Source organism: Bacillus sp. GMs2/2 (assembly GCF_050172095.1).
Lineage (GTDB): Bacteria > Bacillota > Bacilli > Bacillales > Bacillaceae_G > Bacillus_A > Bacillus_A cereus.
Window position 1 is genome coordinate 1 of record NZ_JBNLYE010000237.1, and the last position, 6,380, is coordinate 6,380.

A 6,380-nucleotide genomic window follows, 5' to 3' on the forward strand; every position below is an offset into this window, starting at 1 on the left:
AAAGTGAAAAATAAGTCAATTGTTTTAACAGATAATGATCGTTTAATTGATCACCAAATAACAGATGGAGATATTTTGCAAGTTTTATAAAGAATATTTTTTACTTTTAGTTATTTGAAAATAAGTTATTACGGGTTATAAAGAAAAGGAGAAGAGGATAAACATGACGGAAAAAATAATTCAAATTGATGCAATGAACTATCAATTTCAAATAGAAAAAGAAAATTGGAAATTGGAGATGACCAAATCTCAAACACGTATAAAAGACTTCCGTCAATTCGATATAATTACGGGCGAATCATCTGAATTTGTACCATTAACAATAGAAGAAACGGATGATATGTTTACGTTTCTATATCAAGTAGATAAAAAATTATATAAGTGGGACGATCTTAGCCGTTTTGGAAGAAATGAGAAATTAAGACTACTTCGGAATGTTGCGCAGTTTCGTAAATATTTAAATAAACGAATCACGTTCTTTTTACATCCAGACAATATAGTTTTTAATGCTAATTTAATACCAAGTATTATACATAGAGGAATTCGAGATATTGTTCCGCCAACCCCGTTATTAGAAGAGCAATTTTTAACACAATATAAGTGTCTAATTATTGCTTTATTCTCCCAAAAACATAACTTTGATGATTTGTATGCTGGGTTACTAAAAGATGCAAAAGAAACAACATTTGAACAGACCGTTGCTCAAATGGAAAGCTTAGATGCATTACTGCAGTTTCTTGATGACAGCTTTGAGAAGGAACAAACAAAAACAGAAAAAAATATGCAGTTAGTACCTAAAAAAAGCTATAAATCATTTAAATACTTAGCTTTTTCCTTCATAGCGGCGACAGTTATTTTAGCTGCTCCTTTAATATATTTCACTTTTATAAAATTTCCTTATCAAAATAAATTGTTAGAAGCAAATGCAAGTTTCATAGCAACTGATTATGACAAAGTCATTACGCAATTGAATGAAGAGGAGTTTGAATCATTACCGATTGCATCTAAATATGAGTTAGCATTTGCATACATTACAGCTGAAAAACTAGGTGAAGCTCAAAAGAAATCGATTATGAAAAACATTAGTTTGAAAAGTGATGAAAAGTATTTGCTGTATTGGATGTATAACGGAAAAGGTAATTTTGATAAATCATTAGATTTAGCTAAGACACTTGATGATCCTCAGCTTATTATGTACGGCCTTGTTAAACAAATTGAATCACTGAAAAATAATCCGGATTTATCAGGGGAAGAACGTGATCAAAAGTTAAAAACATATGAGCAACAATTAGATGAATATAAAAAGAAATATGGCAATTCATCAAACGATAAAAATTTGTCGGACACAGAGAAAAAAGAGTAAGCACTTGATGAGACAGTTGAAAAGGAGCAGTGAACACGGATGGAGCAACTATTAGTATTGACTTATGGAGACAAAATATATAAGTGCACATTACATCCAAATGAGCAATCAATAGTGTCGATTGGAAAAGAGTGGACAAATGATATTACGAATCCAAGTTTAGAACAAGAAGTAGAGTTAAAGTGGAATAATGAAGTAAATGCTTGGATGGTACAGGATCAATTAATAGAATTCAATAAGGAAATTGAGATTGGGAAAACAAGAGATGTGAGCTTGAAAATCTTTATATCTATTGTTGGCACAACTAAAGTGTTTGATATTGGAACGAAACATTCTCTTACAGTGAGTCAAAACGATTACGATGATATTTCTATTACCGGGACTAGTGTAGATTTAATGCTATCTCGCGAAACGTTGTACGATTCTTTTAAAGTGAACGTGTATGGCGGGGATGTATTTCATAATTATACGAAGTTAAAAGATAGCGTTATGTTGGAATCAGGAGACGTATTATATTTTGATGGTATTTTATTGGAGATTGGTAGTGAAGACATTCAAGTACTTTCTTCAGAAGATAAAGTGAAATCTGCGTTACCTATTTTAGTAGAATCAGAAACGAATTATCAAAGTGGTTATCCAGACTATCATCGTTCACCACGTATTATTTACCGTGAACCAGAAGAGAAAATGACAATTGCAAAGCCTTCAAGTATGCCATCAAAACCAACGGAGCATTTAGCAAGAATCATTGCACCTTCACTTGTCATGATTGTCGTAACTGTATTACTTGCTATTTTCATGAAATATGGAATGTTTATTATCGCATCGATTGCGATGACATTAGTAACAATCATTGTTTCTGTCACATCGTATATTAAAAATTTGAAGCAATATAAAGTCGACATTGTTGAACGAGATAAAAGCTATAGAGAGTATATAAAACAAAAAACGAAAGATTTACATGCAGAAAGTGAAAAACAGCGTCACGCATTACATTATCACAATCCAAATGTAGAAGTAATACGTAATATGGCAGTTCAAGTAAATCCTAGAATTTATGAAAAAACAATGTTACATCATGATTTCTTAACATTTAGCGTTGGAACAGGACAAGCTAATACGAGTTTTGAAATTCAATTTAATGAAGAAGAGTTTAGTCAAACGAAAGATGAATTAATCGATATAGCACGTGAACTAAGACAGCGTTATCTATCATTGGAAGATGTACCGGTTGTAACAGATTTAATGAATGGACCAGTCGGTTATATTGGCCAACGCTCTTTAGTGTTAGAGCAATTACAATTATTAGTTGCACAAACGGCTTTATTCCATAGTTATTATGACTTGCAGTTTATTACTATTTTTCCGGAAGAAGAAAAAGAAAAATGGGATTGGATGCGCTGGTTACCTCATGGAAGTGTTCGCGATATAAATGTACGTGGATTTGTATACCATGATCGTAGCCGTGATCAAGTGTTAAATAGTTTGTATCAAATATTGAAAGAACGAAAATTAAAACTAGATGAAAAAAGTTCTACTAATGAAAAAATGTACTTTGCACCGCACTATGTCGTTCTCATTACAGATGAAAAACTAATATTAGACCATGTTGTTATGGAATTCTTTAATGATGATCCGAGTCAATTAGGTGTATCACTTGTATTTGTGCAAGATGTTATGCAAAGTTTACCGGAGCATGTGAAAACGGTAATAGATATAAGAGATGCAAAACAAGGGAACATCATCTTAGAGCAAGGAGAGCTTGTTAACCGTCAATTTAAACTAAATCACGTACCGAAAGGGTTTAATTTAGAAGATATTTCACGGGCATTAGCACCATTAAATCATTTGCAAAACTTAAAAAATAGTATTCCAGAAAGCGTAACATTTTTAGAAATGTACGGCGTTGAAAAAGTAAAAGAACTGAATATCACAAGTCGTTGGGAGAAAAATGCAGCGCATAAATCTTTAGCTGTACCACTTGGATTACGTGGTAAAGAAGATATCGTAAACTTAAACTTACACGAAAAAGCACACGGACCACACGGATTAATAGCAGGTACAACAGGTTCAGGTAAATCGGAAATTATACAATCGTATATTTTATCTCTAGCAGTCAATTTTCATCCGTACGAAGTAGCCTTTTTACTAATTGACTATAAAGGCGGCGGAATGGCGAATTTATTCAAAAACTTACCGCATTTATTAGGAACAATTACGAACTTAGATGGAGCACAAAGTATGAGAGCGCTCGCATCAATTAAAGCTGAATTACAAAAAAGACAACGATTATTTGGCGAAAATGATGTAAACCATATTAATCAGTATCAAAAACTGTATAAAGAAGGCTTAGTAAGTGAACCGATGCCACATCTATTTTTAATTAGTGATGAATTCGCGGAACTGAAGTCAGAACAACCAGAATTTATGAAAGAGTTAGTTTCAACAGCGCGTATCGGTCGTTCACTCGGAATTCATTTAATATTAGCTACGCAAAAACCAAGTGGTGTTGTAGATGATCAAATTTGGAGTAACTCGAAATTCAAACTAGCACTAAAAGTTCAAAATACGTCAGATAGTAATGAAATTTTAAAAACACCAGATGCTGCTGAAATTACATTACCAGGACGTGCTTACTTACAAGTTGGGAATAATGAAATTTATGAACTATTCCAATCAGCTTGGAGCGGAGCAGACTATGTAGAAAACAAAGAGGATAAAGAACATTTAGACGCAACAATCTATGCAATAAATGATCTAGGACAATATGAAATATTAAGTGAAGATTTAAGTGGACTTGGTAGCAGTAAAGAAGTAATAAGCGTACCATCTGAACTGGATGCTGTTATTGACTACATTCACGATTACGCAGAAATAAATGAAATTGAAGCATTAGCAAGACCGTGGTTACCACCACTTCCAGAAAGCGTATATTTACAAGACTTACATGCTATTCAGTTCAAAGAAGCATGGACGAAAGAAAAGAAACCATTACAAGCAACAATTGGCCTACTAGATCAGCCTGAATTACAATCACAAACACCATTAACACTAGATATTAGTAAAGACGGACACGTAGCGGTCTTCTCAAGTCCAGGCTACGGAAAATCAACATTCTTACAATCAGTCATTATGGATGTAGCTCGTCAGCATAGTCCGGAGCATTTGCATGTGTATTTAGTGGACCTTGGAACAAATGGTCTTCTACCTTTGAAAGGATTACCTCATGTAGCGGATACGATTACGATTGACGAATCTGAAAAATGTTTAAAGTTTGTTGAAAGATTAACTCAAGAAATGAAAAATCGTAAACGATTATTAAGTGAATATGACGTTGCAAATATTGAAATGTATGAAAAGGCAAGTGGGAAAGAAATACCACATATTATTATTGCGATCGACAATTATGATGCAGTAAAAGAAGCGAAGTTCTATGAAAGCTTTGAAATGCTAATTATGCAAATTGTTCGAGATGGTGCAAGTTTAGGAATTCATACCTTAATTAGTGCAGGGCGACAAAATGCACTTAGAATTCAATTGTACAATAATATTAAAATCCAAACTTGCCTATATATGATTGATCAAAGTGAAGTAGCTAGTATTGTAGGGAGATCTGATATAAAAGTGGAAGAAACAGTAGGAAGAGCGTTAATAAAACTAGAATCTCCTACATTATTCCAGGTTGCATTGCCTACGAAAGCAGAAGATGAATTACAGCAAATTCAATTATTACAACAAGAAGCAAATGATATGGACCGAGAATGGGATGGAGAACGTCCGAAGGCAATTCCAATGATGCCAGAAATTATTGATATTGCTACTTATCGTAAAAATAAAGACGTTACAAAAGCTCTACAAGCAGCAAGAATTCCAATGGGGCTTGATTTTGCAAACGTAGAAGTTGTAGCTCATGATATTGCAGTGAATGATCATTTAATGATTTATAGTGTAGATGATAGTATGAGAAAACAAATTGTATCTAGCATCCTATCTCAATTGAATAAAGATTATTTTGAAAGTGTGACGTTAGTGGATACAGCAGAGTATAGTTTCGTTCAATATAAAGATAATGTGACGCACTACATTGTAGACGAAAATGAAATCAATATGCATGCGAAGTATTGGATGGAAGTAATTCGCGAACGAGCTCTTGAATTAGCGCAAGCAAGACAAGAAGGTAGAGAAATTCCTGCATTCACAAAACAACTCATTATCATGACAAATGTTGAAGAGTTTAGTAAATTTGTTTATTTAGAAATGGAGGATGCAGCAACTTTAATTGATCTATCTCGTACAGTAGGCATTTACTTTGTATTAGCAGGTCACCACGACTACATGGACCGAAATCGTGAAGCTCTACCTATGAAAATGAGAAGTAAGCTAACAGCAGCAATTATCGCAATGCCATTAAATGATCAAAGTATCTTCAATATAAAATATATAAGCAACGAAGCACCATTAGGTAAAGATGAAGTGTATTACTATCAAAAAGGGAACATAATGAAACTAAAAATGCCTAGAGTAACTAACGAGGTGACAGTATGAAATTAAAGAAGAAAGCTAAGGTGATGATAGTCGTGTCAATAGTGGCAAGTTTATTAAGTGGGTGTGGTTTTGGAGAGACAAAGATAGAGTATGAGAGATTAGTAAAGGCGTTGGATGAAGGGGATATGAAGACTGTTATGTCTGCTAGTGATGATGGGTATGCGTATGTGAAAGAAGAGGTTAGCGATAGTACTTATGAAGAAAAAGAAGACGGTGAACATAGTAGGATAATATATCAAACAACTCATGGAGTATACAATGTGAAAGATAAAGATTTATATGGGGAAACAACTCAAAAGGTTGCTACTGATATAAAAAATGACAAAAACGTTGGTGACAATCAAAATTACAAAAAAGAAACTGTTTATAGTACAATTTTAAAAAATGAAAAATCCCGTTTAATACCCCAGAATCAAGGCATAGATATTTCATATGTAAAATTAATATTTGGAGGGTTAAACGGACTGAGTAA

The 6,380-nt window shown here is 33.4% G+C and carries 2 protein-coding genes and 3 pseudogenes; all 5 read left to right on the forward strand.

Annotated elements, in window-relative coordinates; translation table 11 throughout:
• Window positions 1-90, forward strand: a pseudogene (locus tag ACQGS6_RS21075) (EsaB/YukD family protein); the annotation flags it as partial.
• Window positions 91-163: 73 nt separating this feature from the next.
• Complete coding sequence (gene essB, locus ACQGS6_RS21080; RefSeq protein WP_000136611.1) at window positions 164-1,363, forward strand: type VII secretion protein EssB; 1,200 nt, start codon at window positions 164-166, stop codon at window positions 1,361-1,363.
• A 39-nt stretch (window positions 1,364-1,402) separates the two neighbouring features.
• A pseudogene (locus ACQGS6_RS21085) lies at window positions 1,403-1,684 on the forward strand (FtsK/SpoIIIE N-terminal domain-containing protein); the annotation flags it as partial.
• Window positions 1,679-5,908 (forward strand): annotated as a pseudogene (essC, locus tag ACQGS6_RS21090) (type VII secretion protein EssC); the annotation flags it as partial. The pseudogenes ACQGS6_RS21085 and essC, both read left to right, overlap by 6 nt.
• A partial coding sequence (locus ACQGS6_RS21095) for a DUF3952 domain-containing protein (RefSeq protein WP_426965535.1) occupies window positions 5,905-6,380 on the forward strand: 476 nt, incomplete at its 3' end. The pseudogene essC and the gene ACQGS6_RS21095, both read left to right, overlap by 4 nt.